17 protein-coding genes, 1 pseudogene and 1 other annotated feature are annotated in these 26523 nt (G+C 55.5%); of the genes and pseudogenes, 15 read left to right on the top strand and 3 right to left on the bottom strand.

Annotation, left to right across the window (positions count from 1 at the left end; genetic code table 11):
• Positions 1–509 precede the first annotated feature (509 nt).
• The 3 genes and pseudogenes from MKX64_RS07650 to MKX64_RS07640 form a co-directional block, all read left to right on the top strand.
• A pseudogene (locus MKX64_RS07650) lies at positions 510–1697 on the top strand (right-handed parallel beta-helix repeat-containing protein); the annotation flags it as partial.
• Between the two features lie 420 nt (positions 1698–2117).
• A complete protein-coding gene (locus MKX64_RS07645; RefSeq protein WP_095264547.1) occupies positions 2118–3332 on the top strand; it encodes an asparaginase in 1215 nt (404 codons plus the stop codon).
• 561 nt (positions 3333–3893) lie between these two features.
• Entirely contained in the window at positions 3894–4805 is a 912-nt protein-coding gene (locus MKX64_RS07640) for a transposase (RefSeq protein WP_155617585.1), read from the top strand.
• 536 nt (positions 4806–5341) lie between these two features.
• Here MKX64_RS07640 and MKX64_RS07635 read toward each other — a convergent pair.
• On the bottom strand, positions 5342–7384 hold the full coding sequence (locus MKX64_RS07635) for an alpha/beta hydrolase family protein (RefSeq protein WP_095399045.1): 2043 nt from the start codon (positions 7382–7384) through the stop codon (positions 5342–5344).
• A gap of 338 nt (positions 7385–7722) precedes the next feature.
• Here MKX64_RS07635 and MKX64_RS07630 point away from each other — a divergent pair, with 338 nt between their 5' ends.
• From MKX64_RS07630 to MKX64_RS07620, 3 genes are all read left to right on the top strand, one after another.
• Positions 7723–8307 (top strand): nitroreductase family protein, encoded by a 585-nt coding sequence (locus MKX64_RS07630; protein ID WP_155617586.1) that lies wholly within the window; start codon positions 7723–7725, stop codon positions 8305–8307.
• Positions 8308–8409: 102 nt separating this feature from the next.
• Complete coding sequence (locus MKX64_RS07625; protein ID WP_095264556.1) at positions 8410–8781, top strand: hypothetical protein; 372 nt, start codon at positions 8410–8412, stop codon at positions 8779–8781.
• Positions 8782–8930: 149 nt separating this feature from the next.
• The gene (locus MKX64_RS07620; protein ID WP_095264557.1) at positions 8931–9761 is read left to right on the top strand and encodes an aldo/keto reductase; all 831 of its coding nucleotides are present in this window, start codon (positions 8931–8933) and stop codon (positions 9759–9761) included.
• Between the two features lie 127 nt (positions 9762–9888).
• Here the strand turns inward: MKX64_RS07620 and MKX64_RS07615 are convergent, their stop codons facing one another.
• Together MKX64_RS07615 and MKX64_RS07610 are read right to left on the bottom strand one after the other, a co-directional pair.
• Positions 9889–11403, bottom strand: a complete 1515-nt coding sequence (locus tag MKX64_RS07615; RefSeq protein WP_341035614.1) for an MDR family MFS transporter — start codon at positions 11401–11403, stop codon at positions 9889–9891.
• A gap of 557 nt (positions 11404–11960) precedes the next feature.
• Positions 11961–12371 (bottom strand): VOC family protein, encoded by a 411-nt coding sequence (locus MKX64_RS07610; RefSeq protein ID WP_095264559.1) that lies wholly within the window; start codon positions 12369–12371, stop codon positions 11961–11963.
• Positions 12372–12685: 314 nt separating this feature from the next.
• Between MKX64_RS07610 and MKX64_RS07605 the strand changes: the two genes are divergently transcribed.
• The 9 genes from MKX64_RS07605 (at position 12686) to MKX64_RS07565 (ending at position 26421) form a co-directional block, all read left to right on the top strand.
• Positions 12686–13666 (top strand): ABC transporter permease, encoded by a 981-nt coding sequence (locus MKX64_RS07605; RefSeq protein WP_413773590.1) that lies wholly within the window; start codon positions 12686–12688, stop codon positions 13664–13666.
• 15 nt (positions 13667–13681) lie between these two features.
• Positions 13682–14563: a carbohydrate ABC transporter permease gene (locus MKX64_RS07600; protein ID WP_095399048.1), complete on the top strand. Its 882-nt coding sequence runs from the start codon at positions 13682–13684 to the stop codon at positions 14561–14563.
• A gap of 192 nt (positions 14564–14755) precedes the next feature.
• Positions 14756–16303: an extracellular solute-binding protein gene (locus tag MKX64_RS07595; RefSeq protein ID WP_155617649.1), complete on the top strand. Its 1548-nt coding sequence runs from the start codon at positions 14756–14758 to the stop codon at positions 16301–16303.
• Between the two features lie 347 nt (positions 16304–16650).
• Positions 16651–19005: a cache domain-containing protein gene (locus tag MKX64_RS07590; RefSeq protein WP_095399049.1), complete on the top strand. Its 2355-nt coding sequence runs from the start codon at positions 16651–16653 to the stop codon at positions 19003–19005.
• 227 nt (positions 19006–19232) lie between these two features.
• The gene (locus tag MKX64_RS07585) at positions 19233–21890 is read left to right on the top strand and encodes an exo-rhamnogalacturonan lyase family protein (protein ID WP_341036271.1); all 2658 of its coding nucleotides are present in this window, start codon (positions 19233–19235) and stop codon (positions 21888–21890) included.
• Positions 21891–22007: 117 nt separating this feature from the next.
• A complete protein-coding gene (locus MKX64_RS07580) occupies positions 22008–22730 on the top strand; it encodes a DUF1961 family protein (protein WP_095264563.1) in 723 nt (240 codons plus the stop codon).
• A 208-nt stretch (positions 22731–22938) separates the two neighbouring features.
• Positions 22939–24138, top strand: coding sequence for a hypothetical protein (locus MKX64_RS07575; RefSeq protein WP_341036270.1), 1200 nt, complete (start codon positions 22939–22941; stop codon positions 24136–24138).
• Positions 24139–24253: 115 nt separating this feature from the next.
• Positions 24254–24516 (top strand) — a binding site (T-box leader).
• A 202-nt stretch (positions 24517–24718) separates the two neighbouring features.
• Positions 24719–25804: an aspartate-semialdehyde dehydrogenase gene (gene asd, locus MKX64_RS07570; protein WP_095264565.1), complete on the top strand. Its 1086-nt coding sequence runs from the start codon at positions 24719–24721 to the stop codon at positions 25802–25804.
• A 161-nt stretch (positions 25805–25965) separates the two neighbouring features.
• Positions 25966–26421: a GNAT family N-acetyltransferase gene (locus MKX64_RS07565; protein WP_095264566.1), complete on the top strand. Its 456-nt coding sequence runs from the start codon at positions 25966–25968 to the stop codon at positions 26419–26421.
• Positions 26422–26523: the final 102 nt, after the last annotated feature.

Raw genomic sequence — 26523 nt, 5'->3', positions numbered from 1 at the left:
CTAGCTCGCTTCGTCCGATGAAGATTTTCTCCTCTGCTTCCGAGTCCTCTTCAACTACGATCGTCGAAATTCAGACCCGTGACGGCGGACGGCATCTAGCCCAAACCGTTAACGGTACACATCATCTGCTTGTTACCGACTTTGCCCCGGACACATGGTACCGCTTCAATATCGTGATGAATACCGATACTAAAAAGGTTGATACGTACGTTAACGGTGAGCTGAAGCTGGAACAGGCTAACTTTGCTTCGACCTCCGCAGCTCAGGTGCAGCGCCTGAAGATCTATTCCCAGAACAGTCCGACAATCGGTCAATACATCGATAATCTGTACGTGTATAGCGGCAGCAATCCAGGCACAGATCCGGGGCCGGGACCAAGCCCAGGCACCCCCGATCCGGGAACAGATCCAGGTACAGGTCCAGACCCAGACCCAGACCCTGGCAGTCCTGATCCGGGCACGAATCCTAACCCGGGTCATCCACAGGATCCCGGTCCGGCACCAGAGCCTGCAGAAGGCGATCTTATTGTGGCACCGAACGGACAGGAGGGTAACCCCGGCACCCTGAATCAACCGACCACGCTGACATCCGCCATTACGCGCATTCAGCCCGGACGGACCATCTATATGCGCGGCGGCACCTATGCCTTCAGCGAGACGGTGTTGATCGAGCGTGGCAACAACGGACTGGAAGGAGCGCGTAAACGCATTGTAGGCTACAACGGTGAAAAGCCTGTTCTGGACTTCTCAGCCCAAGCGTTCGATCCGATGAACCGCGGTCTCCAGATTAACGGCCACTATTGGCATGTTCAAGGAATTGAGGTTAAGGAGGCCGGGGATAACGGCATATTTATCGGTGGCAATTACAATCGAATCGAAAATGTGGAAACCCATCATAACAAAGACACCGGTCTGCAAATTTCCCGCTATTCTTCTTCCGCCACACGCGACGAGTGGCCTAGTTACAACGAAATTATTAATGTTTACTCCCATAACAACTATGACCCGGACGACGGAGAGGACGCCGACGGTTTTGCGGCCAAGCTGACATCCGGTCCAGGCAACGTGTTCGACGGGTGCATTGCCGCCTATAATGTCGATGACGGTTGGGACCTTTACACCAAGAGTGACACCGGTGCCATCTACCCTGTCATTATCCGCAACAGCATCGCATACAACAACGGTTCGACCGAAGGCGGCCATTCCACCTCCAACAGCGACGGTAACGGGTTCAAGCTGGGCGGCTCGAATATTCCAGTCAACCATATTGTCGAGAACAATATGGCGTTTGGCAACAAGAAGCATGGATTCACCTACAACAGCAACCCGGGTTCGATTACGATGACCAACAATACGAGCTGGAATAACGGGACCCGATCAGGCAGCAATTTCGCTTTTGACAGAGGCACGCATCTGTTCGCGAATAACCTATCGTTCGAAGCCTCGTCAAGCGACAAGTACGCGAGCAGCACGGATATCGACGGTTCCAACCTGTGGTGGCACAATACGAAAGGCAGTCAGAATGCCAAAAACCTGAAGGTAACCGCATCGGATTTTATCAGCCTGATCCCAACGGTCAGCCGCGATGCTAACGGCGCTCCCGTCATTGGCGGCTTCCTGCAGCTGACCGGCAGCAGCAGCCTGAAAGGTGCAGGAACGCCGGCAGGGACAGATATTGGAGCACGCTTCCCGAGATAGCGGGATGCAAGTCGGGGTCCTTCCCATATTATGACGATCGAAGAACATAACGTACACCACCGGAGAGTGCCACTCATTTGTGAAACTGGGTGCTCCCGGTGGTGTTTTTGTAACATGAGGTGGCTTGTGTGTGTCTCAAGCTCGCGATCCCCATAGCGCCCTCCGCATTTATGTAATGTTTTATAACATAATGGTTCGGTAGATAAACTAAGATTACTGGGAATGACATTGCCAACTTTTTCTTATATATACTCAAAAACGAATGAAAATAATGGGATATCTCTAATATTCTTAATTTGAAAGCGGATTCCCTTATTGATGTCAAGTTTGTCATAATAACTGACGTTAAATACAATGAATTTACATTCATACCGGTTTTCGCGTAATAAAAACTTACATAACATCAAGGAGTGAGCGTACATGAAGAAAAGCACAAAACATCCTCTGGCCGTATGGAGCACGGCAGCCTTGGCGGCATTGATGATCTCGGTGTCCCCTGTTGGGGCTTACACGGCACAGGCCGCAACCGTAACGGAAGTGAAGGGAACAGCAACCGTAGTAGCGCCTCCGGCACCAGCAGGCCCGGTTCGGAATACGACCATTCCTCCGCTATTGGATGCCTTCAAGCAGTCCCAGCGTCCAAACGTGCTCGTCATTGGCACCGGCGGAACGATTGCGGGGCAATCGACGGATGCTACCAGTTTCCAGACCTACAGGGCGGGTACGCTGGCGATTGAAGACATGGTGAATGAGCTTCCGGACAAGGATAAAATGGCGGACGTCAGCACGCTCCAATTCGGCAACGCTGGATCAGGCTCCTATACGTTTAATGACCTGTACGACTTATCGTTGACGGTTGACAAAGCGCTCGAAGTGTATGACAGCGTAGTGGTCACGACAGGCACGGACACGATGGAGGAGATCGCGTATTTCCTGGATCTCACCGTTCAGAGCGACAAACCGGTAGTTATTACAGGCGCCATGAGACCATGGACGGTGGTGGGCTCCGATGCCCAGGCCAATCTGTACAACGCGATCAAGCTGGCTGCCAGCGGACGGACAGAATCGTTCGGAACGGTGCTCATGCTGAATGACACGATTCATCCTGCTCGCGGTGTGACGAAAACCGATGCTAACCGTATGGACACTTTCCAGACTCCAATGCTGGGTGCTATCGGATATGTTGATGAGAAGACCATCCGCATCTATCGCGCTCCAAAACGTGTGACACTCCCTGAGGGAGAAGGTAAACCGGTCTTCGACTTGTCGAAAATCTCCAAAGAGGATCTGGCCAAGGTGGAGATCGCCGTTTCCTATCAGGAAGCTGGCGGCGGCGCGATTCGAGGCTTTGTAGCTGACGGAGCACAAGGTATCGTAACCGCTGGAACCGGTGCAGGCGGCATCTCGCGAGACATGAGTGCAGCCCGCAGGGAAGCCATTGAGAAGGGCGTTATCTTCGTATCGACGACGCGCACCGGATCGGGCAGTGTGTACAGCAGCGGTGAAGGGATTATCTCTGGTGATAATCTGAGCCCTCAGCAGGCACGGGTACTGCTTCTGCTCTCGCTTTCCTTCACTAAGGATTTCGATACCATCAAAGGTTGGTTTGAAACTTACGGGACACCGGAAGTTTGATTCATACATTGGTTGTGGATACTTGCTTAATGATCTAATTGTAGTTCCTTCCTCTTATTCCTATATATTGTTGCCGCCAGGGCTGCCCTGGCGGTCTTTTTTTCTTGCCCATTGCCTATCGTCATTACTTATTGTCATTACCGGTTGTCCATTACCCATCGCCCGTTAACCGCCGTTCGTTGCAATTGCTCTTTGCCCAGTACCCGTTGTTCGTTGCTGTTCGCCCGTTCCAATCACCTGTCCCAACTATCTGTGGCTCATCACTCGTTGTTCGTTACTCTTGCCCTATACTCTGTTGTGACATCTTTTCATGATTATCCCTTTTGTTCAGGGTTAAGGGGGGGATGCGAAGAGGACGAGAGGGCGTGAGGAGCCTAGAGAACAGGGGCATTTAAGGGAGCAAGTAAGGGAGCAAGTAAGGACAGATTGATATAAAGGATTGCAGGAAAATAATAGATAACAAATTGGCGGTTTTCGTTGAAAACAGAACGTATGTTTGGTATAATATAGGAGAAAACGAACATATGTACGTGAATTTCGAGTTCGGGAGGATGAGCAGATATGGAGTTTCGTGAGGAGACAGTGCTTCAACCATTCCACAGCCGTTACCACAGCGAGGAAGCCTGCATGGAGGCGTTGATCGCGATGAAGTGGCCAGACGGTTTCGTTTGCCCTCGCTGTGACCATACCGGGTGCAGTCGTCTGAACTCCCGGCGTGTTCCATTGTTCGAGTGCGGACGGTGCAAGCATCAGACATCGGCTTTGGTGGGCACGATTTTCGAAGGAACCCGGCTGCCCTTGCTCAAGTGGTTCATGGCTCTGGATCTGTTCTTGCTCCCGGACGGCATCTCGGCGCTGCGGCTCAGTCAAGTGATTGACGTCACTTACAAGACCGCCTGGTTAATGCTGCACAAAATTCGCCATGCTGCCCTTCACTTCGATGCGCAGGAGCTGCTCTACGGCGACGTGAAGGTGAACAGCGATCAGTACGGCCGCAATCCCTCCCGATGTGCGGTTTCGCATCCGCATGCCTCAGCAATTGTCGCTGGCTGTACGATCGATGAGGCCGGTGAACCGCAGCAGGTCAAGATCCGCCTGTTGCCGCAGAGCCGAGGAACCGATACTAGGGCCTCTCGCCGCGATCTAACCGCATTCATCGATGAGCACGTGGATCGCCTTGCATCCGAAGTCCAGTTGTCCACGCAAGCTTTTCGATTGTACGCCCCTTTGCGGAGCGTGGTAAGAGAGGCGTGGGTATCGCTGAAGAATACATATGGTGCGTTGGGGAGGAAGCATCTGCAGGCGTATCTGAATGAATTCACAGGACGCCGCTGGCTTCGCGTGTCCGGAACGGCGGAGTCGATGAGGCAGAAGTTGCTGCAGATGTGCATCGCGATCCCTGGCCTCTCCTACTGCCAGCTGATCGCCCGTCAGCCGGATCGGCCCTTAGAGAACGCCTTAGCCGCAGCCTGAGCGAAGGCTGGATGCGAGAGGGTGGAAGCGAGAGGATAGTTTGACGAGAGGGGGCGGAGGATGAATATGACTGTCGGATTTCGCTCGTGGAACATTATTCGCATACTTCCGCGTTAAACAGTGCAAGTGTTGACAGGGTTGGATGGTTTGACATTGGATTGAAGTAGAAGTTACGGTATATTCGTTTTTGTTTTTGTTCTTCCTCTTCCTCACAGCAGCATGCCAAGGTACCGGCGAAAATCCACAAACAATCCTACCGACAGCAAACCTGTAATAGGAGAGATGTATTGAATTGTAGATTAGCTTTCGAGTGAATAGGTCGGGCAGCGTATTTACCTTCTGTTTTGTCTTTTTTGCGTTCCCTGATCAAACGGGATAATGGTGCAAGGCTTGAGGTTGGTAAGTAGTTGACAAGTAGTTGGCAAGTATCTAACAGACAAAGCCCCTGCCGCGCTCATTGGACAAGTAACTCGCATCCAGTGAACATTTCGGCAGGGGCGCTTTTAATCATAGATATGAAATCATGAGTTCCTTATTTATCTTTCAATATGCTCGACAAACCAGCGCACGATATGGCTGAGACGTCTGACGCGCAGGTATGGATGACCGCTTCGGGACAGATTGTGGTCCGCTCCCGGGAAGCGGATCAGCTGGGTGTCCTTGCCCAGACGCTTCAGGGCTGTGAATAGCTGCTCGGCCTGCTCGATCGGACAGCGCAGGTCTTGCTCCCCGTGCAGGATGAGCAGCGGGGTCTTGATTTCCTTGACGTAGGCGAGCGGAGAATGCTTCCACAACTTCTCCAGATCGTCCCAAGGGTTGCCCCAAATTTGGTCTTCGGTAAAGTTGTAGCCGATGTCGCTGACCCCATAGAAGGAAATCCAGTTCGAGATCGAGCGCTGAGTTACTGCAGCTTTGAAGCGATCGGTATGGCCTACGATCCAGTTCGTCATGAAGCCGCCGTAGCTGCCGCCGGTTACGCCAAGGCGTGAAGCGTCCACGAAGGAGTAGGTGTTCAGTACATAATCGACGGCTTCCATCAGATCATGGTAATCCCGGCCACCGTAGTCGCCGCGTACGGTATTGACATGAACCTGCCCATAGCCGTGCCCGCCGCGCGGGTTGGTGTAGATTACCGCATAGCCTGCAGCCGCAAGCAGCTGAAATTCATGCATGAATGTATGGGCATACATCGCTTGAGGACCGCCGTGGATCTCCAGTACGGCCGGCACCTTGCTGCCCTCCGTGAACTCGGTCGGTTTCATCATCCAGCCTTGGATCGTCCAGCCGTCCCCGGTCTGGAACGTGAACACCTCCGGCTCGCTTAAATTCAGCTCGTTCCACAGTTCCTCGTTGCAGTTGGTCAGCCGCTGCTCCTGCTTAAGGGATGCACTATATGCGAACAAGTCGCCTGGCTGCAGCGGGTCAGCCGCCGCAAACACAATATTCTCCTCCGGCGTCAAGGCGAACTGATAGATTTCACGTTCGCCGCCGAGCACAAGCTCATACGAGGAGCCATCCAGAGCGAACCGGCCGATGTGGACACCGCCATCCTGGTTAAGCTGGAGGTATACCGATGTGCCATCCTTGCTGAACAGTGGAGGCGTGCCTGCACTGGCTCTCATATCACTGACCGCAGCATGTCCGAGCTGCACATCCATATCGGTGTACAGCACCTGGTCTTGTCCGTCTGCGAGGGCAATGAGATGAATGCGCGCCAAGGTGGCGAATCCGCAGGAGAGATCGCTGGCAAGCATAAGCAGCGACTGTCCGTCCGGCGTATAAGCAACCGTGTAGATGGAATGCGTGCCTTCGGTCAGCTGGCGTACGGAGCCGTCCTGGACATTCAGGATGAACGCATCGTTCGTCAGGCGCAGATCCGGGTCCGGATATTGCTCGGACGAAATACTGGCAGTGTAAGCGACGCTGGAGCCATCAAGCGACCAGTCAAAGCTGCCCACCTGGAACTCGCCGGAAGTGATCTGCTTGCTTTCTTCCGTTGCCAGGTTAATAAGAAATAGATGAGCGCGGCGGCCATTCCACAGGCCGATGCCGTCGCCTTTATATTTAATCCGGTCGTAGATCGCCTCTTCAGGCAGCTTCTTGCTCCCGTTGTTTCCGTTATTTCCGTTGTTGTCGTTACTGTTATTCGCGTTGCTTGTGTTCTGGTCCTGGTCGGTGCCATCCGATTCGGATACCTCGCTTCGGACGAGCAGCTGCGTTCCATCCGGCGACCATTTAAAAGCGCTGACGCCGTATTTCAGATCGGTTACAGGGCGCGCTTCCCCGCCGTCAGCAGGGATCGTCCATACTTGTGGCTTGTCGCCTTTCTTCCGCAGGAAGGCAAGCTGAGATCCGTCTGGGGACCAGGCAGGCGAGGAGTCATTCTCGCCGGAAGTGAAAGGAGTATCCTTATGGTTATCCGGGTGAAGCAGGCGAATATGGGAGGTATAGCCGTCAATCTCCTTCTTGACCGATTTATGTACATAAGCAATCGCTCCACTAGCGGGAGAGACGACGGGGTCGTTAACCCAGTGCATCCGATACAAGTCTTCTGGGGTGATCAGTCGTTTCGCAGTCATAAGGGTTCCTCCTAATCTTGGTTAAGGTTAAATCTCATTATGCTAGATTATGGTACGAAAATCCAGAGAAAAGTGCAGGGGTAAACGATCGCTTGTTCATTATGTCTATCATCATGCTTACATATTACGGGATATCAGAATTTAGGCTGTAAGAAATTCAGCAGATTAATTATCAAGGGGTCAATTATTACAAAGATCTAATCTTACGGTGCGGGCATCGAATCAGGGTCTGTTATTTTCTCCGAGAGAGCGCAGTCGTTCCATCTATTTGTTATAATTGAGATAGACTCTCAATTAGGAGTACAATGGAACCATGATCATAGAGGAGGAATCGGAAGATGAACGTTAGTGAAGCGATCCGCACGCGTCGGAGTATTGGTAAAGTCAAGCCCGACCAAGTGCCTCAAGAGATGATAGAACAAATTGTGGAAGCCGGAACATGGGCACCGAACCACAAGCTTACGGAGCCTTGGAAGTTTTATGTCATGCAAGGGGAAGGACGCGATATTCTGGGCAATGCACTCGGCGATATTCAGGCCGCGAATGCCGGCGACACAAGCGAAGCAGCGATCGCGGCCGCTAGGGAGTCGGGACGCATTAAGGCTTACCGGGCACCGGTTGTCATCGGTGTGGCAGTCCAGCCGTCGAAGGATCCGAAGGTGATTGAGCTGGAGGAATATGGCGCGGTGTTTGCCGCTATCCAGAACATGCTGCTTGAAATCCATGCACTTGGACTCGCAGCGGTATGGAGAACAGGGGAGCCTTGCTTCCATGAGCTGATGAACAAGGCATTCGGGCTGCAGCCGGATGACAAGATGCTGGGCTTCCTCTACCTTGGCTATCCCGACATGGAGCCGAAGCCGGGGCGCAGACAAAGCGCCGCCAGCAAAACGGTGTGGCTGAACAGCACGGCGGATCTGTAATCCGTCTATCCTTATCGGCTGCTTTTCGGTATAATAAACCCTAAGTTTTGCCGGAAGGCATCCGCCTTGTTGGCAACAGACATACCAAGGGGAGTGTAGTTTGTGAAGCTTCGATTCAACGAGTGGGACCTCGGGGGCAAGTTCATATTTATTGCGTCCGGCATAGCGCTGATTTCCTTGTTCTTTAATTGGCTGGACATTGGGATCGCGACGGAGAACGGCTTTGCTCAAGGAGGCGTGTTCTTTTTTCTGTGCTTTATCTATCCGCTTGTGCAGGTGCTGCGTGACAAGCCATTAAATAAACTGGTCGGATATATACTTGCCCTTCTAGCCGTCATCTTCACGGCCATGTTTGTTAATTCCAAGACGGTTGATTTCTTCGGAGAGACCGTCAGGGGAGCCGGGGCAGGACCGTACCTGTTTATGGTGGCGTGCGGGCTTTTGACTTTTGGGATATTCAGACGCAGACTGTAGCCTGCAGGGAGCCGTGTTGGCTTGCTTGTATCGGTTTGGAATGTATATCATGTCAACTTGAGCGGAATAATAGGAATTTGATATACTTGAGGAGGCGGCTTTCGTGCCGCCTTTCTTGAGATTTACATAAACCAGGAGGGATTTTCAGAATGGCCAATCAACCATTTACTGCCGGACCTACGCTGAATGACGGGGTGGCTATGCCATGGCTGGGTCTTGGCGTATGGAAAACCAAAGAGGGAGAAGAGGTAATCCATGCCGTCAAATCGGCAATTGCTGCCGGATACCGCAGTATCGATACAGCTGCCATCTACGGAAATGAAGAAGGCGTAGGACAAGCCATTCGGGAATCCGGTGTTTCCCGGGATGAGCTGTTCATCACCACGAAGGTGTGGAACGAAGACCAGGGTTACGACAAGACGCTGAAGGCCTTCGAGACCAGCCGCAAGAAGCTGGGGCTGGATGTGATTGATCTGTACCTCATTCACTGGCCTGGCAAGGATAAATATAAGGAAACATGGAAGGCGCTGATCCACCTGCAACAAGAAGGCTACGTCCGTTCTATCGGCGTCAGCAACTTCCATGTTCATCACCTGCAAGATATTATTGAAGATTCCGGCGTCGTTCCGGTGGTGAACCAGGTGGAACTGCATCCGCTGCTTTCCCAGAAGGAACTGCTGCAGTATGCCAAGGAGAACAACATTGTGCTTGAGGCGTGGAGCCCGCTCATGCAGGGCAACCTGGATCAGCCGGTGCTGGCTGAGATCGCCCAGAAGTACAACAAGACCATCGCTCAGGTCATCCTGCGCTGGGACATTCAGAACGGCATCATCGTCATTCCGAAGTCGATCAAAGAGCATCGGATTCGGGAAAATGCTGACATTTTCGATTTTGAACTGTCCGCAGAAGATATGGCCCGAATTGACAGCCTGAACGAGAACAAGCGCTTTGGTCCGAATCCGAGCGAATTCCTGTTCTAATTGAAGACCATCGATGTATAGAAAAAAGCGAGCGCAACCTGATGTCAGGTCACGCTCGCTTTTCTATTATAAGGGACGTGCACCGTTCTACATTGATCAGGGGATGCGGCTTTGCCAGCCCCTCGGTTTAATTCGGGGCCTGCTTGGCTTTACGCTGCACCGTGACCCGCTCGCCGCCCATCATCAGAATGAAGACGAGCGCCAGAACTGCCGGTACTAGGGCCCACATAAACGTATCCGCAATCGAGCCGGCGAGCGAGGTGACAATTTGCTGGCGGATGTCCGGCGGAATCGTCGCCATCACTTCCGGCGTAAGCACGTCATCGGCGCTGACGTTAAGCCCTTCCGGCCAGCTGCCAGCGGCGGCTGCATCGGCCATTGTCCCGCTCAGAATGTTGCGCTGAATGATGCCGAAGACGGTGATGCCAACCGTCATCCCAAGCGAGCGCAGGAACGAGTTCGCCGATGTGGCTGCACCGCGCTGCCGGGCATCGAAGTTATGGATGGCGGCCATGCTCAGGACAGAGAACGAGAAGCCGACGCCGAAGCCGGTCAGCACCATATAGGCGGTGAGCAGCAGTCTCGGCGTTTCCGGTCCGATGGTGCTGAGGCAGAATATGCCGGCAATAAAGCAGGCCACCGACAGGAGCATAATGCTCCGGAACGGGATTCGGGTGGCCAGCAGGCCGCCTCCCTGGCTTCCGGCCACGCTGCCCAGCATCATCGGCATCAGGATGAGTCCGGCATTGGTGGCTGAGCCGCCATAGACGCCGGAGACGAAGATCGGGATGTAGATGGTAGCCACGATAAAGGCTGCACCGTAACATAAGGCGACCAGGTTGCTGGAAGCGAACAGCCGCTTGCGGAACATCTCGAAGGAAATGATCGGTTCGCTGGCGCGGGTCTCGGCAAACAGAAACACAAGGAACAGGAGCACGAACCCGGCGAACAGGCCTATAATTTGCGGAGAATCCCATGCAAACGTGTGGCCGCCGAGCTCCAGCCCGAACATCAGGCAGACGACAGCGCCGACAAGCGTGGTAGCCCCAGTCCAGTCAATGCGCAGCTTCCGAGTCGAGACCGTCTCCTTGTATGCGGTCAGAATCAGGATGAAAGAGATGATCCCGATCGGCACATTGACGTAAAAAATCCACTCCCAGCCAATGCTGTCGGTAATAAACGCGCCGAGCAGCGGCCCCATAATGCTGGAGGTGCCGAAGACGGCGCCGAGCAGGCCGGTCATCTTTCCGCGCTTCTCTGGCGGAAACAGGTCGAATACAATCGTGAAGGCAATCGGCATGAGCGCTCCGCCCCCGATGCCCTGGATGGCGCGGAATATAATGAGCTGTGTCATACTCCCGGCCATTCCGCACAGCGCCGAACCGATCAGAAACACGATCAGCCCGAATATAAAGAATCGCTTCCGACCGTACATGTCGGATAGCTTGCCGAAGATCGGCGTTCCTGCCATCACGGCTACCATATACACAGATGTCACCCAGACGAACTGTTCAAAACCTTGCAGATCCCGAACGATGGTGGGCATGGCCGTCGCGACGATGGTATTGTCGATGGCGGCCATAAAAATACCAAGCAATAGCCCGGCAACGACAAGCTTAATATTGCTTTGCTGTGCATTCATGTAATGGATGCTCCTTTAATGTCTCAGGGTTGTATATTTCAAAACGTACATAACGTCACGATGTTTATATTGTAGTTCGATTAACAGATGTTGGCAAGGTGGGTTCCGAAGGGCAGCACAGCAAGCAGCTGGAGGCGGGAGGCCGTCGTAGAAGTAAAAAAGAACCCGCAGCCGAAGGAGCGGATTCTTGCATTGACTTCCTAGTACGGGCGGTTGACAATGTGCCCCCTCAACGCGCTCTTCAAGGCGCGGGAGCGGGCACGGGGGGCACCCCGCATGGTGGCAGTCGTCAACCCGCCAACATTCGGCAGTCCATCTGCACCGATGTTAGAGCTGCTATTCAGCAGTCCATCAGCGACCGATGTTAGAGCTGCTAATCAGCAGCCCATCAGCGACCGTTGATAGAGCTGCTATTCGTCAGTTTATCTACGTCCGGTGTAAGAGCTGCTATTCAGCAGTTCATCTCTGGCGTCCGGTGCTGACCACTTTCAGCCAACCGTTGATCTTGAATGCTTGCCCAGCAGTCTATGTGCGATCAGTTGGCGTTTAACTACTGCTCAGCAGTTCATCTGCGGTGAGCTGGGATCAAGCTGCATAAATTCGATCCGGTTGCCGTCCGGGTCCTTGGCCCAGCATTGCCAATTGTGATCCTTTCCCTTCACCGGCTCCACATCCAGCTTCACGCCATGGCGCCGCAGGTGTTCTGCCGTCTCATGGATATCCTCCACCTCCAGGCACAAGTGCGAGAAACCGACCGGGCGAGGAGGGGCGGCTGGTTTGTCGCGTCCGCCGTAAAACAGCTCCACAAACTGTCCTTCCGTCACCTTAATATACTCAATCCATGGATTGCCTTGATCATCCCGAATATCGAAGGCCCGGGTGAACCCCAGCACATCACAGTAAAAATGCAGCGACTGCTCCATATCGGCCACATCAAAGGCCAGGTGCGCAATTTGCTTGATCTTCATCCTATATCCCCTCCCAAAGGTAAACGCTAGGGCTGTTTACACCATCATCGGCATATCCCTGCTTCCTATTGTACCTTTAACTGTATCCGCTTCCAATACATTTTGACAACCGCCTCTAGTGACAACGTCAATCCCTGGAGGTTGCTCGCCGTTAGCATTGTTTTGGCCGGTTTGCACTTTTTTGAGCGGACCCTGCGCGGCGGCATTTTCTGCGAATAGCAAGAAAGTCCAATTGCCGGAAAATGCCTGCTGACCCATAATAAAATCTACATCAGAACAACAACCAGCGCTTTTAGAATACGGAGGTGAATGAGGTGAATCAAGCCGCAGCGCCGAAGGCCGCTGTGAACGGGGAGCGCTTTAAGACAAGCAAGGGGCCGGGCACGCCCCGGGGGGTGAAGCTACGACGGCTGAGAAGGGATAAATGGCTGTACATTTTGCTAATTCCCGGCCTGCTGTACTTCCTGATATTCAAATATGTGCCGATGTGGGGCGTGCTGCTGGCCTTCAAGGATTATCAGCCCTTTGTCGGGTTCTGGAACAGCCCTTGGGTAGGCTTTGAGCATTTCCGGGTGTTCTTTCAAAATCCGGACTTCTATATGCTGCTGCGCAACACGCTGATCCTGTCCTTGTACAATCTTGTGTTTTTCTTTCCTGCCCCGATCATCCTGGCGATTCTTCTGAACGAAATCCGTCGTTCCTTTTACAAAAGAGCGATCCAGACGATGCTGTATGTTCCGCATTTTATCTCGATGGTTATCGTCGCGAGCCTCACCTATGTGCTGCTGACCACCGAAGGCGGCGTCATCAACGAATTGTTGTATGCGTTTACAGGGCGAAAGATCGAATTTCTGTCCGATCCGGACTGGTTCCGGCCGCTGATCATTATCCAGACCATCTGGAAAGAGAGCGGATGGGGAACGATCATCTTCCTGGCGGCGCTGGCGGGCGTCGATATGGAGCAGTACGAAGCGGCGATTGTGGATGGAGCGAACCGCTGGAGGCAGATATGGCATATTACGCTGCCGGCGATCCGAAGCACGATTGTCATTTTGCTCATTTTGCGGATGGGCTCCATTCTCGATAACGGGTTTGAACAGATCTTCCTGATGATGAATGCGCTCAACCGTGAGGTCGCTGAAGTGTTTGACACCTATGTGTACACGCTTGGCATCACGCAGGGGGCGTTCAGCTACAGTACGGCGGTCGGCCTGTTTAAATCGGTGATCGGCGTCATTCTCGTGGTCGGCACCAACTGGCTGGCCAAAAAATTCGGCGAGTCTGGACTCTATTAGAAAGGAGGGAATGCGGTGACGAAGCATTACAGAACCGCGGGCGGCACCGTCTTCGATCTGCTTAACTACGTCTTCCTCGGCTTGTTCGGCCTGCTGGCGGTACTCCCGTTTATTTTTGTCCTGTCCGGCTCCTTTGCCACTGATGCCGAAATTACCAAAAGAGCCGTGTTCCTGATTCCCTCCACCTTCTCCATGGATGCGTATCGATTCATCTTCTCCACAGACACGATCCTGCGCAGCATCGGGGTGTCGGTATATGTCACGGTGGTGGGCACGATCGTCAACCTGATCTTTACGGTGACGATGGCTTATCCGCTCGCCCGGCGAGGTTTGATGGGCCGCAATCTCATTCTCAACCTGGTCATCTTCACGATGCTGTTTGGCGGCGGAATGATACCGACGTATCTGGTCATTCGGGACTTGAATCTGCTCGACTCCTTGAACGCCTTGATTATTCCGGGCGCCATCAGTGCCTTTAACCTGATCATTGTCAAAAATTTCTTCCAGGAGCTTCCGCCGGGGCTGGAGGAGGCCGCCCGCATTGACGGCTGCAACGAGCTGGGGCTGCTGTGGAGAATCGTGCTTCCGCTCTCGAAGCCCGTGCTTGCGACCTTTACGCTGTTTTACGCGGTGGGCCACTGGAACAACTTCTTCTCGGCGCTGCTCTATATCAATGATCCGGAGAAATGGCCGCTGCAGGTCATGCTTCGCCAGATTGTCATGCTGTCCCAGTCGGCCGGGGACATCACGTCGATGGACCCGAGCTTTGTGCCGCCGCCGGAGCAGTCGGTCAAGATGGCGGTCATCGTGGTTGGTACGCTGCCGATCCTGTGCGTGTATCCGTTCTTGCAGAAGCATTTTGCCAAAGGGGTGCTGCTCGGGTCGATCAAGGGCTAGCGTATTGCAGCTCAGCGTCTTCATCAATTCAGCTTGAGGGAACTGCACCGGTCCTGTCCGTGCCCTGCCCTGGCCTTATGGCTGCGAGTGCTGGAACAGCTGTCGGTGTAACTATATCCAACTTTTTCCGAAATAAGAAGGAGGTATCAAGGACAAGTGAAGCAACGATGGAACAGAAGAAGCTGGCTGGCCATGCTGCTGGCCATGGTCCTGCTGCTGGTGGCCGGATGCGGCGGATCAGCGCCTGCGGCGACCGAAACCCCGGGCTCCGGGAACGAGCCTACGCCGAATGAAGGTGAGCAGACGGAGGAACCGCTGAACCTGACGATCATGCTTCCGATCTTCAAGACGAATTATCCCAAGGACGGAAGCCCGGTCGTAGCAGAGCTTGAACAGCGGACCAACACCCGCATTCATCTGGAATGGGTGCCGAATGCATCCTATACTGACAAGTTTAATATTACGCTGGCCTCAGGCAAGCTGCCGACCATTATGTACGTTCCGGATGCTAAGGCATCCAGCTTTGTCAGCGCGGCCAAATCCGGAGCCTTCTGGGAAGTGGGGCCTTATCTGAAGGATTACCCGAACCTGAGCCAGGCCAATGAAGTCATTCTCCGAAATTCCTCGATTGAAGGGAAGAATTACGGCATCTACCGCGGCCGCGTGCTGGGCCGTAACGGGGTGGTGTTCCGCAAGGACTGGCTGGAGAATGTCGGACTTGAGCCGCCGCAGACGATCGATGACTTCTATAATGTGCTGAAGGCTTTTAAGGAACAAGACCCTGACGGAAATGGCAAGGACGACACGTACGGCATGGTGCTGGTCAAATGGACCGGTCAATGGGCCAGCGGCTTCGATATTATGAAGCTGTGGTTCGGTGTCCCGAACAAATGGGGCCTTCAGGACGGCAAACTTATGCCAGAGCATGAATTCCCAGAGTATGTGGAAGCGCTTCAATTCATGAAGAAACTGTATGACGAGAAGCTGATAAATGCGGATTTTGCCGTGATGGACAGCGCTAAGTGGAATGACCCGATTGTAAACGGCACGGCCGGGGTCATTGTCGACGTCGTGGATACTGCGGCCCGGATTGATGACCGAATCAAGGCCGCGGCTGCCCAAGAAGGAAAGGAGCTTCCCGAAGGCGAGCACTACATGGATGTAGTGGGCGCTGTTGCCGGAAGCGACGGACAGCTGCGCACACTGCCAACCTCCGGGTTCGCCGGCATGCTGGCCATCCCGAAATCGACGGTCAAGAGCGAGGAGGAGTTCAAGCGGGTGCTGGCCTTCCTGGACCAGCTGAATGAGCCGGAGCTGCAGACCTTGCTCGGCTTCGGCCTGGAAGGGACGCACTACACGCTGGAGGGCGAGCATGTTGTGCCGGTTAAGGATACGGTGCTGCTGGAATCGGAGGTGGAGGGGCTGAACCAGATGCTGACCTTTATACCGATGGACCAGGGGAGGAAGGTGAAGCAGACACCGCTTCGGATCAAGCAGGAGGAAGTGCAGAAGGCTAACGAGGAGTTCATTGTCAGTAATCCGGCCGAGCCGTTCATCTCCACCGTATACACGCAGAAGGGCGCGCAGCTTGATAACATCATCAATGATGCCCGGATCAAGTATATCGTCGGACAGATCGATGAGGCCGGGCTGCAATCGGCATTCCAAGTATGGCGCAACACCGGCGGAAGCGAGCTGATTGAGGAGATGAACGAGCTGTACAGTCAGGCCGCGCCTTAACCAACATTCGTAAATGTCCACCCATTCATAGCTGCATCAGGCAGCTGGTCTGCCTCGCAGCCAGCCAGGCGCAGGGGCCTTTCCCTGTTGCAGCCTGAGCCATCGATATCGCTGAATCATGACGGTACGGAAGAGCCTTCTTTCTGTACCGTCATTTCTCGGTTCCCTGAACAAATCCCTGATTAAATCTCCGGACAAATCTCCGATCAAACAAAAAAAGAAGCGGAAAAAACCTTGTATTTCAAATTGAATGCGTTTACATTCTAATTATGCAATAGAAGGAAAAGTCGGTGATTATTGGTTAGGATGATAGAAGTCCTCAAAAAATCATTTCGGTTGGTGAGATCATGCGAATCCTGAGCCTGCAGCAGTTGAAGCCCCGTCGGCTGTTCCATCGCGGGGGAAAATATTATCGCAGCAGCCTGATCATGATGCTCGTGGTCTCTGCCATCCCGGGGCTGATTACGGCCGGGCTGCTGTATTGGATGGCGGGAGGGCGCCTCGAAGCGGAGCTGCTCAAGATGCATCATGACCAGATTGAACAGCGGGCGGCCAACATTAACGAACAGCTCTCGAATCTGGAGCTGATGCTGGCGCACTGGGCGTTTGATCCCAAGTTTGATTACAGCCTCAGCGGTCTTGATTTCAAGCTGGCCTTCGAACGGTCGCGGGACATTACGAAGACGCTGCTGGTCATGCAGGGCTCCAATACGATGGTGAAGCAGGTGGAGCTGTATCTGGCCGAGGAGCAGCCGATTCTGTTCAATCCCGAGTACGGGGAGATCGCCTTGGGCGAGCTTAGTCGCCAATACGGCAGGCTGCTGGAGAGTGAGCAGAGCATGTACTGGACCGAGTGGGTATTTGACCCGAAGCGTCCGGCGGTGAAGGAGCTGACGCTGGTCCATCATATCCCCGGCGGAAGCCAGCAGCCGTTCGGCGCGCTGCTGATACGCATGGACCCGCAGAAGGTTGCAGCCATGCTGCGGACGATGACGCCGTACAATGACGGCGAGACGTTCCTGGTGGAGACCGGGGGCGAGCTGTTCGCCTCGGCCAGCGGCAGCGGCAGCGATGGGGCGCTGGTGACGGCGCTGCGAAGCAGCATCGCGGCGCGGGAGGCGGGGAGCAGGACATCCTTCTTCATGAACTGGGACGGCGCGACGTATACGGTAACCTACGGCTCGTTCTCCCGGATTGCGGCGGACTGGAACTATGTGTCGGCCGCGCCGATCAGCAGCATTACGATGCCGGTTGTGTTCATATCGAAGCTGATCTTCGCCGTCAGCGCCAGCGCCCTGATCGTGGCCGGCATTCTGTCCTGGCTGGCTTCCCGCAAAATGTACTCCCCGGTAAGAAGACTGCTGCAGCAGCTGCTGCCTGAGCAGATGAACGCCGGCGGCCGGGACGACGAATTCACGCTGATCGAGCGGCAGTGGCAGCATCTGCACTGGGAGAGCCATGACCTGCAGCGGAAGCTGACCGAACAGCTGCCGCATGTGAAGGAGAGCTTCTTGCACCAGCTGCTGCTCGGATATCTGTCCGCCTATTCGGAGCAGGAGCTGCGCAGCCGGATGGCGCATTTCAAATGGACGCTGGATGACCACTGTCTGGTGGTGATGTATATACAGCTGTCCGGAATGACCCGGCTGGACGGCAAGTTCCAGACCGGAGACGAGGGGCTCGTCTCCTACGCATCCGCGAATATCGTCCGCGAGCTGGCAGAGCAGCAGTTCGGCCAATCGGACGTGATCAACTTTCATGACCTTACAGCCGGTCTATTGCTCATTCTTCCGAGCGGCCCGCCCATCCGGGAGAAGGTGCTTCGCTTCGGCGGGGAGCTGACGGATACGATCAACCGCATACTGAGGCTGAGAGTTACCGCCGCCTTTAGCCCGCCCGTGACCCGGGTCAGCGAGATTCCGCTCGTATTCGAGGCCGCGCAGCAGGCGGCAAGCCATCGGCTGTTCGGGAGCGACAATCAGCTGATCGACATGAGCGAGCTGGACCGGGACGGGGTTTACGATACCGAGCCGCGGTATTCCTTCACGCTGGAGCGGGAGCTGATCCAGGCGCTGCGGACAGGGCAGCGGGAGGAGGCCTTCCGGATTCTGGACGAATTTCTGGCCGTTCTTGGAGCGGGCGGTGCGAAAGCGATGGAGGTGCAGCAGGGCATGCTGCATCTACTGGGCAGCGTTCAGCATGCGATGATGGTGTCCGGGATTCAGCCGGGCAGACTGTTCAAGGGCGTCAACATGTACGAGGCGCTGTCGGAAATCCGGGAGCCCGAGCTGATCGGAAGCTGGTTCCGGGAGAAGGTGGTGTCTCCGTATATGCAGGAGCTGGCCGACCGGGCAGACGGCGGCGTCAAGATGCTCATCGAACAGGCGATGATTTACATGCAGCAGCACTATATGCAGGATATTTCGCTGGACAGCTGTGCCGATCATATCGGGACGAACCCGTTCTTCCTGAGCAAAGCCTTCAAGCAGGTAACCGGCAAGAACTTCATCGATTATTTGACCGGACTGCGGATGGACAAAGCGAAGGAGCTGCTTCGGGACACGGGGATGCGCATATGCGACGTGGCCGGGCAGGTGGGGTATCAGCACAGCTATTTTAACCGGATATTCAAAAAACAAGAGGGCATCACCCCGACCCAATACCGGGAGCTGAGCCAGTATGACGGTATGTCCTCTCCATAGATTGCAGCGATGGCCGGCACATAGCGCCGGTTATTTTTTTGTCCGGAGTCAGGCTGAACGATCCCGAAATCCACCGGACAATAATGTCCAAAGCGGATAAAAATGTGCAAGCAAAGGGCCGCAGCGCACGGCGGTATGCGCAAGAAAGTCCAATTGCCTGCAAGCCCGGGGCCTTCTACACTGGGGGTACGACTCTGAGACGGGAGATGATAGGGATGAAGGCACGAATGGTTTCGCCAGTATCCATCGATCTGCGTTGGCTGACACAGCCGGAGGTGGCGACCGGTGTAACATGGGGAGTTCCATGGAAAAAAGGGGAGTTGTCTAAGCAGCAGCTTGCACTCCTGCAGCTGGAGGAGGCGTCCGGCGAGCCCGAGCGGCATCAGGTGCAGAGCTGGCCGGCTGCCTTCTGGCCTGACGGCAGCATCAAATGGTCGGCGCATGCAGCGGTATGCCAGCGCCCGGCTCCCTCCGGCTACAGGCTGGCCTTGGCTTCAGCGCCGGAAGGGGCCTTGGATAAGCCCGAGGCCGGCCGCCGGGGCGTGCTGGTGCGCGATACGCCGGAGGCATACATCGTCGATACCGGGGTGATCACCTGCCGCGTGCCTAAGCAGGGGCCGGGGATCATCGACCGGATCGTCCGGGAAGGCCGCGACATCTGCAGCGGCGGGCGGCTTGTCGCGATCCGGGAGAAGGAGAGCGGCGTCACCGGGCTTACGACGCTGCAGCAGGAGCGCTTTGAAGGGGAGACGCTGCGGGCGAAGCTGGAGCAGGCAGGGCCCGTACGGGCGGTGATCAAGCTGGAGGGAAGGCATCGCTCCCGGAGCGGATCTCGCGCCTGGCTGCCGTATTCGCTGCGGCTGTATTTCTATGCTGGGCTGGACTCGATCCGGATGGTCCATACCTTTCACTATGACGGCAACCCGGCGGAGGATTATATTCGGGGGCTCGGGATGGTGTTTAGCGTCCCGATGCGAGGTGAACTGTACAATCGGCATATCCGGTTCGGCGGCGATACGGGGATATTCAGCGAGTCACCGAAGTCGCTCCATACCCGCCGTACCAAAGGCCGTTATCTGGCGTTGTATCGGGATCAGACGGCAGGGCGCATCGTGAGCTTCACGCCGGAGGACGATGCCTACTTCCTCGGGCTGCTGGATGATTCGGCGCAGTGGGACAGCTTCAGCCTAGTGCAAGCCTCCGCCGATCATTACCGAATCTCGAAACGGACGCAAGCAGGCTGCAGTGCGGTGAAGGCAGCGGAAGGAAGGCGGGCATGCGGCATCGGGTATCTGGGCGGCGAAGGCGGGGGGCTATCGGTCGGGATGAAGGATTTCTGGCAGAAGCATCCGGCCGGGCTGGAAGTGGAAGCAGCAACGGTTCCGGCGGGTGGCAGCGCCCGCTTCACCGCCTGGTTCTGGTCGCCGGAAGCGCCGCGCATGGATCTGCGACATTACGATACGAAGACGCATGTGGAATCCGCCTATGAAGGGGCAGAGGAGCTGCGTGCCACGCCGTACGGGATTGCGAATACCCACGAGCTAATACTGTGGTGCACGGCCGATACACCCGGGGAGGACGAGCTGCGGCGGTTGGCCGAAGCGGCAGCGCGTCCGCCGCAGCTGGTATGCACCCCGGAGCATTATCACGATACCCGGGCTTTTGGGCCGTGGAGCCTGCCGGATCGCAGCACGCCGGTAAAGGCTTATCTGGAGGACCGGCTGGATGGCATTATCGCGTACTACCAGCGTGAGGCGGAGCAGCGCAGATGGTACGGCTTCTGGGATTATGGCGATTTCATGCACAGCTATGACCCGGTCCGGCATGTGTGGAATTACGATTTAGGGGGCTGTGCCTGGCAGAACACGGAGCTTGCGCCGAATATGTGGCTCTGGTACATGTTCCTCCGCTCCGGAAGGGAAGACGTGTTCCGGCTGGCAGAGGCGATGACGCGGCATACGAGCGAGGTGGACGTGTACCATTTTGGAGAATACGCCGGGCTTGGCTCCAGGCATAATGTGGTGCACTGGGGCTGTGGCTGCAAGGAAGCGAGAATTGCTATGGCAGGCCTGCACCGTTATTACTACTACCTGACGGCCGACGAGCGGATCGGCGATATCATGGACGAAGTCAGAGACGCGGATTACGCTACGGTCACGCTGGACCCGATGCGCGCTTATTTTCCCAAGGATGAATTCCCGACGCACATTCGGGTGGGGCCGGATTGGGCAGCGTTCAGCTCGAACTGGATGACCTGGTGGGAGCGGCATGGCGACACGGCATACAGGGACAAAATCATAACTGGCATCAACAGCATTAAGCAGGCGAATTTCCGGCTGCTGTCAGGCCCGACGTATGGTTACGATCCGAAGACGGGAGTGCTGACGGGCATGGGCGATGACAACTGGGGCCGCCATCTGGCGATCTGCATGGGCGGACCGCAGGTGTGGTTCGAGCTGGCCGAAATGCTGGAGGACCCGGAATGGGAGGATATGCTGGCTGAGTTCGGCGTATTCTACAACCTGCCATCCGAGGAGAAATCAGCCCTGACCAATGGCGTGATCACCGGCGAGCCGCTGCGGTTCGAGCACCCGGTGCTGAGCGTGGCCATCGCCGCTTACGGAGCCTATTACCGCAACCATGCCGCAACGGCGGCGCGCTGCTGGTCGATTCTGCTTGGCAATCCGTTCGGCCAGACCGATCTGAAAGAGAAGGAGCAGCTGGTAACCCATGTACGGGAGCTGCGGGAAATTGACTGGATGAATACGAACGAAGCCTCGCAGTGGTCGCTGAACACGATCATCAGCCTGGAGCTGATCGGCAATTCGCTGCCGGAGAAGCTGGAGGAAGCGGCGGCTTTGGCGGATCAGCTTAGCCGGGCATAAACGCAGCCGGTCGCATCGCATGTGTGCTGCCGGTCACACCAGCATGGTGTATCACCGATCGCACCGCATGCGTATCGCCGGTCGTTTCAACTTGTGTATTAAGGGAGGCGGAGCTGCATGGATACCCCATATGAAACGGATCATTCATCATCTCAGGCACACCAAACGGTGCCTGACAATTGGAAGCTCCTGTATCATAACCCGCTCCATTCGCCGGATTGCATTGCTGGCTTCCGGATGGAGGGGGCGGGGGCGGTCACTTTTCCGCTGGGGCGGATGCGCCTGGAAAGTGTCCGTCAGGCGGAGGAAGGCCAGAAGGCCAACTTTGTGTATTGGTGCCCGGAGGAGTTCCCGCCTGATATTGCTATTACATGGGAGTTTTGGCCGATCCGCGAGCCCGGGCTTGCTATCATGTTTCTGGCGGCTGTAGGCGCCGGGGGGCGGGATCTGTTCGATCCTGTACTGGCGCCAAGAACGGGAGTGTATGAGCAGTATCATCATGGAGAGATGCATGCGCTGCATATTTCCTATTTTCGGCGGCGGTGGCCGGAGGAGCGAAGCTTTCATACATGCAATTTCCGCAAAAGTTACGGCTTTCACCTCGTTGCCCAGGGGGCCGACCCGATCCCGGGCACGGCCGATGCCGCAGGGCCGTACCGGCTGCTGGCGCTCAAGCAAGGCGCACAGGTGACGTTCTCTGTCAACGGACTGCAGGTGTTCTCCTGGATGGATGACGGGGCCCGTTATGGCCCGCCGCTGGCGGGAGGGAGAGTCGGGTTCCGCCAGATGGCCCCGCTCATAGCGGAATACGCCAATCTGACAGTCTATGAGGTGACATAGAGGCATAGGGTAAGGGGAACTTGGCGTATTTGAGCGTTCAACGGTTTAAGTACTGCGGTGCGGGTGCTTGAGAGGCATAACTTCTGGTCCCACGAACACACATGCGATTCATACAACGAATTCCAACGAATGAAGGAGGATGAGCTAGGTGAAGGAAGTCTACGAGATTGCCAAGGTGGATATATCCGCCGCCGGGCCCAGATGCAAAATGCTGCTGGGAGACCTGAACGGAGACGGGCGGATGGAGATGCTGCTGGTCCAGCCGGACGACCGGCAGGATGTGCGGTATATTCCGCATCAGGTGCAGTGCCTAACGGCTTATGACTTGAGCGGCCGCCTGCTGTGGCAGCACGGGACGCCGAGCGAAACGGCCGGCAGCCCGGGCTCGGATTACCCGGCGCAAATCTACGACATTGACGGAGACGGCGCGCTGGAGGTGCTCTGCGTCATGGATGGCCGACTGCAAATGCTCGATGGCGCCACCGGGCGTGTGAAATCGTCATTTCTGCTTCCGGATCCGCACGCCCATGATTGCATTATCGTTGCCAATCTTTCTGGCGAAGCGCATGCCTCGGATCTGTTGCTGAAGGACCGTTATGAGCGCATGTGGGCGCTGAATCGCGACGGAGAGGTGCTGTGGACACATAAGGGAAATGTCGGCCACTACCCCTGGGTGTACGATCTGGATGGCGACGGATACGACGAGGTTATGGCGGGCTACGATTTGCTGGATCACACCGGCAGGCTGCGCTGGTCCTGCCGGAACCTGGACGACCATGCGGATTGCATCTGGGTTGGCGACGTCAATGGGGACGGCGAGCCGGAGCTGGTGATCGGCGGCAGTGTGACGGTGATGTACGACCGAAACGGCAGCGAGCTGTGGCGGTACGAGGGCTCGGTGGAATCCCAGCATATTGCGCTTGGTAAGTTCCGCACCGACCTGCCTGGCTTGCAGATTGTCGGGCTCGACCGGATCACCCGCGAGGATGACGGCAAAGGGCTGAAGGGCAAGGATGCGCTCTTCCTGCTGGATGAGCAGGGACGGGAACTGTGGAAGGAAGCGAGATCGACGAGCGGCTGGCTCACCATCGCCGAGACGCTCAGCCGCTGGAGCGCGGATGCACCGGATTACATCCTGGCCTACCGGCGCGGCGGCGGGGTCCATCCCTCGCTGTATGACGGGTTTATGAACGTGGTGGCCGAGTTTCCGCTGGATGGATATGTCGTTCATGGTCCGATCTTTGGGCTGGAGACAGAGCAGGTCATTGTCTATACCGATGCGGTCGCGGCCATTTACGCGAGCAGCCCCATCGATCCGGCAGCCCCGCCGTCAGGCACACCGCTGCCGCAGCCGAAGCGGCTGTCCCACTCCACACTGTATCCTGGCGGGGAATATGGAGCAAGATAGGGTGTTTTATGCGCGCTGTTGATCGGCTGTGCGGGAAGCGGTTCGGTCCGATATTTTTGCAATATCCAGAAATAAATGTTTGCCCCGGACGGCTTTCTTGTATATTATAATTGTAATAAATGCGATGACGAGATGAGTAGATAATGATTTTCTTTTGCAGAGAGCTCCGGTCAGCTGGGAAGGAGTAAAGAACTCATTATTGAATAAAGCCTCTGAGCAGCACATCGGAACTGTGAGCAGGGATGGTGTGACAGGAGCTCCTGTTACAGAGCTAGAGTATTATGCATTGCTGAAGAAATGCCGTACTCGATGAGGTCAATATGGTGACATATTGGCAAATCTGGGGTGGTACCACGAGGATCCGATCTCGTCCCTAAGACCGCGGTCTTGGGGGTGGGATTTTTTTATTTGGATCATGAAATGGAAAAATGCAGCACACTTCAGGAGAGAACACACACCGCAGGCTTGCCGTCGGAATAGTGTTCTAGTAGAAGGAATCGTGCGAAGTCGGATCAGACGAACAACAGCTGAAGGAACAGGCGAATCATGAAATACACATAGAGGAAAGGAATGAACTGATATGTCTCAAAAGCTAAAAGCCGGAATTGTCGGCGGAACAGGAATGGTGGGGCAGCGGTTTGTCCAGCTGCTGGACGGCCACCCTTGGTTTGAAGTGACCGCGATTGCTGCCAGCAGCAGCTCGGCGGGCAAAACGTATGAGGAATCTGTTCAAGGCAGATGGAAACTGGATACACCGATTCCGGAGAACGTGAAATCGATCGTTGTTCAGGATGCTTCCAAGGTGGAAGAGGTCGCTGAAGGCGTTGACTTTATTTTCTGCGCGGTCGATATGAAGAAGAATGAGATTCAAGCGCTGGAAGAGGCTTATGCCAAAACAGGCACGCCGGTGATCTCCAACAACTCGGCTCACCGCTGGACGCCGGACGTGCCAATGGTCGTTCCTGAGATCAACCCCGGCCATATCGAGGTCATTGAAGCGCAGCGCAAGCGTCTGGGGACGAAAACCGGATTCATTGCGGTGAAGCCGAACTGCTCCATTCAAAGCTATGTGCCTGCGCTGCACGCGCTGCGGGAGTATCAGCCGGTGAATGTGGTGGCTTCTACGTACCAGGCGATTTCCGGGGCCGGGAAGAACTTCAACGACTGGCCTGAAATGCTGGACAACGTAATTCCGTACATCGGCGGCGAGGAAGAGAAGAGTGAGCAGGAGCCGCTGCGCATCTGGGGCAGCATTGACAACGGCCAGATTGTGAAAGCGAGCTCGCCAATTATCACGACCCAATGCATTCGGGTTCCGGTTACCGATGGCCATCTGGCGACCGTGTTTGTCTCGTTTGACAACAAGCCGACGAAGGATGAGATTATCGATCGCTGGCGCCAGTTTAAAGGAAGACCGCAGGAGCTGGAGCTGCCAAGCGCACCGAAGCAGTTCATCACCTATTTCGAGGAAGAGAACAGACCGCAGACGAAGCTGGACCGCGACATTGAGCGCGGCATGGGCGTCTCGGTAGGCCGTCTGCGCGAAGATACGCTGTATGATTACAAATTCGTCGGGCTGTCGCACAATACGCTGCGCGGCGCCGCAGGCGGTGCGGTATTGATTGCCGAGCTGCTGAAGGCGGAAGGTTACATTCAGCCGAAGTAAGGGCGCGGGAACGCGGACTCGCGTCCGGAGACTCAGCCTTAGCATGATGATGATGCCGTTTGATCAGGCTTCTCCCTGAACCAAAGGGATAATGGTGCTAAGGGTGGTGGAAAGACAGCAGGCGCCCAGCCTGACATGAAATAGAATGGAGCCAACATGACATGGAAATCAGACGGGATGATTTAAGCGGGTCGGAAATCAGGGCCCTTATTAGCGAGCACCTGCATCATATGTTTGAGACCTCTCCGCCGGAAAGCGTGCATGCCCTTGATCTGGAAGGGCTGAAGAAACCGGACGTCACGTTCTGGAGCCTCTGGATCGAGGGGGAGCTGGCTGGCTGCGGCGCGCTCAAGGAACTGGGTCGCGAGCATGGCGAGGTCAAATCGATGCGTACGGCTCACGCACATCGCAGACAAGGTGTCGCCCGCCATATGCTCGCCCATCTGCTGGAAGAAGCGCGGCAGCGCGGATACCGTCAGGTGAGCCTGGAGACAGGCTCGATGGAGGCTTTTGACGCGGCGCGCAGATTGTATGAAAGCTTCGGCTTTTCCTATTGTGACCCGTTTGCAGACTATGAAGCGGACCCGAACAGTGTGTTTATGACCAAAGTGCTGTAGCTGCCGCAGGGCCGCAGCCGTTAGAGTTTGATGGTCCTTCCTCGACCTCGAAGCTCTCCCGGCGCCTCATTCACCACTAGATGGTTCGCCCCCTTGGTTAAT

Source organism: Paenibacillus sp. FSL M8-0334 (genome assembly GCF_038000405.1).
Lineage (GTDB): Bacteria > Bacillota > Bacilli > Paenibacillales > Paenibacillaceae > Paenibacillus_AQ > Paenibacillus_AQ campinasensis.
The sequence above is the reverse complement of the archived record's forward strand: the minus strand, read 5'-3'. Positions and strand labels throughout refer to the sequence as shown.

What these genes read in the sequence shown, in the direction of transcription:
- MKX64_RS07615 (WP_341035614.1), bottom strand. Translation starts at nt 11,403, where the DNA reads ATGAATGCACAGCAAAGCAATATTAAGCTTGTCGTTGCCGGGCTATTG.
- MKX64_RS07590 (WP_095399049.1), top strand. Translation starts at nt 16,651, where the DNA reads ATGCGAATCCTGAGCCTGCAGCAGTTGAAGCCCCGTCGGCTGTTCCAT.
- MKX64_RS07620 (WP_095264557.1), top strand. Translation starts at nt 8,931, where the DNA reads ATGGCCAATCAACCATTTACTGCCGGACCTACGCTGAATGACGGGGTG.
- MKX64_RS07580 (WP_095264563.1), top strand. Translation starts at nt 22,008, where the DNA reads ATGGATACCCCATATGAAACGGATCATTCATCATCTCAGGCACACCAA.
- MKX64_RS07565 (WP_095264566.1), top strand. Translation starts at nt 25,966, where the DNA reads ATGGAAATCAGACGGGATGATTTAAGCGGGTCGGAAATCAGGGCCCTT.
- MKX64_RS07645 (WP_095264547.1), top strand. Translation starts at nt 2,118, where the DNA reads ATGAAGAAAAGCACAAAACATCCTCTGGCCGTATGGAGCACGGCAGCC.
- MKX64_RS07640 (WP_155617585.1), top strand. Translation starts at nt 3,894, where the DNA reads ATGGAGTTTCGTGAGGAGACAGTGCTTCAACCATTCCACAGCCGTTAC.
- MKX64_RS07595 (WP_155617649.1), top strand. Translation starts at nt 14,756, where the DNA reads ATGCTGCTGGCCATGGTCCTGCTGCTGGTGGCCGGATGCGGCGGATCA.
- MKX64_RS07610 (WP_095264559.1), bottom strand. Translation starts at nt 12,371, where the DNA reads ATGAAGATCAAGCAAATTGCGCACCTGGCCTTTGATGTGGCCGATATG.
- MKX64_RS07635 (WP_095399045.1), bottom strand. Translation starts at nt 7,384, where the DNA reads ATGACTGCGAAACGACTGATCACCCCAGAAGACTTGTATCGGATGCAC.
- MKX64_RS07575 (WP_341036270.1), top strand. Translation starts at nt 22,939, where the DNA reads ATGCTGCTGGGAGACCTGAACGGAGACGGGCGGATGGAGATGCTGCTG.
- asd (WP_095264565.1), top strand. Translation starts at nt 24,719, where the DNA reads ATGTCTCAAAAGCTAAAAGCCGGAATTGTCGGCGGAACAGGAATGGTG.
- MKX64_RS07630 (WP_155617586.1), top strand. Translation starts at nt 7,723, where the DNA reads ATGAACGTTAGTGAAGCGATCCGCACGCGTCGGAGTATTGGTAAAGTC.
- MKX64_RS07585 (WP_341036271.1), top strand. Translation starts at nt 19,233, where the DNA reads ATGGTTTCGCCAGTATCCATCGATCTGCGTTGGCTGACACAGCCGGAG.